Source organism: Flavobacterium sp. RSSB_23 (assembly GCF_051547145.1).
GTDB lineage: Bacteria > Bacteroidota > Bacteroidia > Flavobacteriales > Flavobacteriaceae > Flavobacterium.
The window spans coordinates 1-469 of the sequence record NZ_JBPTTO010000059.1; the positions used below are offsets into that span (position 1 = coordinate 1).

At 32.8% G+C, this 469-nt stretch carries 1 protein-coding gene; it reads right to left on the reverse strand.

Annotated elements, in window-relative coordinates:
- Positions 1-469, reverse strand: a 469-nt coding sequence (locus tag ACSVH9_RS16360) for a hypothetical protein (RefSeq protein WP_438064635.1), incomplete at both ends; no start/stop codon positions are given.

The following is a 469-nucleotide window of genomic DNA, read 5'->3' on the forward strand; positions in this document are numbered from 1 at the left end:
ATTCACATTGGTTAAATCAGCCTGAATTGTACTTAATTTGTCATTGGTTAAAACGTTAATTACTTTTTGCTCTCCAATATAACCATTTACATTCGCTGCATTGTCATTTACAGCAGTAATTGCAGTTGCTCCAAGAAGAATTCTTACAACTACTTTTATTATTCCTTCATCACAATTAGTAGGGTTTAGTCGTTCACAATTTTGGTATTTAATAAAATATACTCCTATAGGGGTTCCAGGTAAAATGCTTACTTTTCCTGTAGCAATGTTTAAGAAAGGTACAGCCATACCCCCAATTGGCGTAGCTGGAGTAATAACTCTTGTAATTATTTCTGATTTATTGATTAGAACTCCATTTAAAGTGTCATTAGCAAATGCATCTAATATATTTGCTTCACCTAATACACCACTAAAAGTAATCACAGAATCATCTACTGTATCAATTACTGGGGCATCGACTAAAACTTGA